The sequence below is a fragment of the Rhodococcus sp. (in: high G+C Gram-positive bacteria) genome, from assembly GCF_049299235.1.
GTDB lineage: Bacteria > Actinomycetota > Actinomycetes > Mycobacteriales > Mycobacteriaceae > Rhodococcus.
Genome location: NZ_JBAQXC010000051.1, coordinates 1 through 3,687 on the forward strand (window position 1 = coordinate 1; position 3,687 = coordinate 3,687).

The window sequence follows — 3,687 nt, forward strand, 5'->3', positions numbered from 1 at the left end:
CCCATCATGCCGCCGGGTCCGAATGCGGCGAGTGTGCTCGTCGTCGCCGCGGCACCGACCAGTCCTGCGGTACCGACGGCGGCCAGCCCGAGCGGCACGGCCGCGATGAGCGCGGCACCGAGGGCGATCGGGATGATCGTTCCCCACGGCACGCCGTTCTTCTTGGCGACGTGGTCGCGCACCTCGTCGAGCGATGTGCCGATCACCGTCGCCATGTCGTCGTATCCGAGTAGCCACAGAACTTGCCGGATCGCGTCGCGCTGGGCGCGACCGGTATCGATGTCGTACGGTTCGACGAGGTTCGTCGACGACAGCACCATCAGCCGCGCCACGAGTTCGCGCAATCCCCAACGGTCCGGCAGTGTCGGCAGTCGTCCTTCGAGCAGATCGTGGATTTCCGGTGGCACTGCCCGGCCGGTGTCCCGGACGAAGCGTTCGGTGGCTTCGACCAGGTCGTCCTGCACCTGCGCGAGCGCCCCCCGGTAGCGTTCGGCGACTTCCTTGTCCTTGATGGCGTCGGCGACCGCGTGCGCGTAGCGCAGGGTGAGCAGATTGTTCGCATCGTCGTCGGACATCCGCACACTCAGGTGCACCGAGACCGGCACGAGATCGGTGGACGGATACAGCACCTCCGCGACGAGCCCGGACACCGCTCCATGCGCGAGATACAGACCCGCCCCGTGCTGACCGCGGATGTCGACGACGACGTCCTGGGCCGCTGTGAAGATCGACGCCAGGCCACGTCCGCCGGTGACGACATCGCGGGGGTCGAGCACGTTCGTCCAGTCGTCGACCCGCGAGAAGGGGAACCGCCGCGACATCCGATTGCCGTTGCGGTGCAGCACCGGGGATCCGGCGGGACTGCCGACGGTGAGGAACCGGCGTACCCGGAACCGGTCCGGCAGGTGATCGAGTAGGTCGATCGCGACGAGACTGCCCAGGCTGTGGCCGATCACCACGAGGTCGTGCGCGCCGGACGGCAACTGGTCGAGCACGTAGCGCAGGACCGCGCCACGCAGCGGTTCGTTGTCGACGTACCGGCCGACCTGATCCAGGTTCTGGAAGGTGCTGCCGGACCCGATCGCGGCGGCCTGCCCGGCGTGCAGCACGTGCCCGGGAACGCGGTGGTAGCCGAGCGACCCGAACGTGCGGATGTCGTCGCGCCCGGCCAGGGACCGCCCGATCCTGGCCTTGCGGCGCTGGAAGTCGTGGCGTGCGGCGGTGTTGTCCTTCGGTTCGCTGTTCGGTGCGGGCATCGTCGCACCCACACCGTTGGTGGACAGGAACGCGGTGTATCGCGGTGCGAGAACCTGCGTCGCCGTCACCGGCTTCTTTCCCTGTGCGACAAGGCCGCGGTTGAGTCCGTCGAGCCAGCCCATCTCGGGGTCGCCGTCACCGATCCCGTGCAGAAAGACGATCCTCAACTCGGCCCTGTCGCTCATGCGTTGCCCTTTCGTGTGTGCGAAACGGCATCACACTAGCGGGCACACCCGACAGACCTCGCGAACCGGGCGCAGATCGGCGTTATCAGTGGCCGCCAACGTCAGTGGCCGGCAATGTCAGTGGCCGGTGCCGACGGCCTCGGCGATCGACGAATAGCCCGACGCCCGCAGTTTGCGGGCCAGACCCTTGTGGATGCGCCGCATCCAGAATGGGCCACCGTAGATGAACCCGGTGTAGCCCTGGATGAGCGAGGCTCCGGCCAGGATGCGTTCCCAGGCCTGCTCGACGGTTTCGATACCGCCGACCGACACCAGCACCAGCCGGTCGCCGACCCGCGCATGCAGGCGACGCAGCACCTCGAGGGAACGCTCGGCGACGGGAGCGCCGGACAGGCCGCCGGCACCGATCTCCTCGATGCGCGCGGCATCGGTACGCAAACCGTCACGCCGGATCGTGGTGTTGGTCGCGACGATGCCGGCCAACCCCAACTCGACCGCGAGATCGGCGACCGCGTCGATATCGTCGTCCGACAGGTCCGGTGCGATCTTCACGAGCACCGGCACCGTCACGGTGGCGAGCACCGCGGTCAGCAGCGGGCGCAGCGAGTCGACGGCCTGTAGATCACGCAGACCGGGGGTGTTCGGGGAGGAGACGTTCACCACGACGAAGTCCGCGAGCGGACCGAGCAACTGGGCGCTGGCGGTGTAGTCGGCGGCGGCCTCGTCCGCGGGCACCACCTTGGTCTTGCCGATGTTGGCTCCGATCGGCACGGTGCGCAGGCGTTGACGCAGTTGGTTGGCGGCTTCACCGGCGCCGTGGTTGTTGAAACCCATTCGGTTGATCAGACCGCGGTCGGCGGGCACCCGGAACAGTCGCGGCGCCGGATTGCCGGGTTGCGCCTGCGCCGTGACCGTGCCGACTTCCGCGAACCCGAACCCGAGCGGACCCCACACGTCGGCGCCGGTCGCGTCCTTGTCGAACCCTGCGGCCAAGCCCAGCGGTGCCCGGAACGGCACCCCGAACACGGTGTTGCGCAGCACCGGGTCGTTCACGACCAGCAGTTTCGACATCAGGATCCGCAGGGGCGCGACGCGGGTCACCAGCCGCATCGCGAGGAACGCGAGGTGGTGGGCGCGTTCCGGCGGAACCAGGAACATCAGTTTCAGGACGAAGCGGTACACGAGATCTCCCTGCAAACCCGGCCGGTTCGGTCCGGGGTCGGTGTCAACGAAAAGCCGGTGTCAGCTGAGCGGTCGGTGTCAGCTGAGCGGTCGGTGTCAGCGAACGGTCGGTTCGGGCACGTGACGATCGGTCTTGCGGCGGCGCAGCAGCACCCGGCGGCTCCCGTCCGGATACAGCCGCACCCGGCTCAGTTCCCAGCCGTGGAACTCCGCCGAAATCGCCAGCCGCATCGACGCGCTGATCCGCGACACATCCGGCGGTAACCGCAGCGGCGCGTATTCGTAGGCGTCGTTGCTGGTGTCCCAGTCGACGGGCAGCCGGGTGAACCGGCGTCCGGCACTTGCCATCCTTTACCCCCCGATCAGGATCCGCTGCAACCCGTCACCGGTCGCCGAGCCGATCATCAACACCGCATCATCGGGATCGACGGACACCGAGTCGGGCTGCCGCACCGTCGCGAAGCGCTGCTTCTCCCTCGGGATGCCGGTCGACAGATCGTAGCCCACGACCTCGTTGGTCCCGGTCAGCGTCACCCACACCAGATCCCGTGCCTCGTCGTAGGCGACGCCGTACACGCCGGGGCCGGTCGGGTACCGCTGCCGCAGGACGAGCGCGTCGAGGGTGTACACCAGCAGTTCGTCGTCCTCGGTGTCGGTCACCACGACCCGGCCGAACGGATCGGAAATCATCTGGGTGGCGCCGTCGCCGGCCCGCAACGCGATGCGGAGCCGTTCGTCATCGAGATTCAGTTCGGTGACGGAGGTCTGGTGCCGGTCCAGTGCGGCCACCGCATCACCCGCGGCGACCAGCACGTCCGCCGACACGAGCCCGGTGATCGTGGACTCGACGGTGCCGGTTTCCGGATCGAGGATGCGGACGGTGCCGTCCTCGGCGCCGACCGCCCAGCGGCCGTCCGGCAACACCGCGACCGCTTGGGCAGCACCGTCGACCGGAACTTCGGTGACCTCACCGGAGTCGACGTCGACCCGCAGAACCGCACCGGACGCGGGGGCGAGGAGCTGGCCGTCCGGGCCCGGCAGCACCGTCACCGCGGTGCGCGGC

Annotated in this window: 4 protein-coding genes; all 4 read right to left on the bottom strand. The window is 68.7% G+C overall.

The window, feature by feature from the left end:
• Positions 1-1,442: hypothetical protein (locus WAX14_RS02755; protein ID WP_422626563.1), on the bottom strand; the 1,442-nt coding region annotated here is incomplete at its 3' end.
• Positions 1,443-1,559: 117 nt separating this feature from the next.
• Positions 1,560-2,624 (bottom strand): quinone-dependent dihydroorotate dehydrogenase, encoded by a 1,065-nt coding sequence (locus tag WAX14_RS02760; protein ID WP_422626564.1) that lies wholly within the window; start codon positions 2,622-2,624, stop codon positions 1,560-1,562.
• Positions 2,625-2,720: 96 nt separating this feature from the next.
• Complete coding sequence (locus WAX14_RS02765; RefSeq protein ID WP_422626565.1) at positions 2,721-2,972, bottom strand: DUF5703 family protein; 252 nt, start codon at positions 2,970-2,972, stop codon at positions 2,721-2,723.
• A gap of 3 nt (positions 2,973-2,975) precedes the next feature.
• Positions 2,976-3,687, bottom strand: a 712-nt coding sequence (locus WAX14_RS02770; RefSeq protein ID WP_422626566.1) for a hypothetical protein, incomplete at its 5' end; no start/stop codon positions are given.

Coding starts and splice junctions, on each gene's coding strand:
- WAX14_RS02765 (WP_422626565.1), bottom strand. CDS start 2,972: ATGGCAAGTGCCGGACGCCGGTTCACCCGGCTGCCCGTCGACTGGGAC.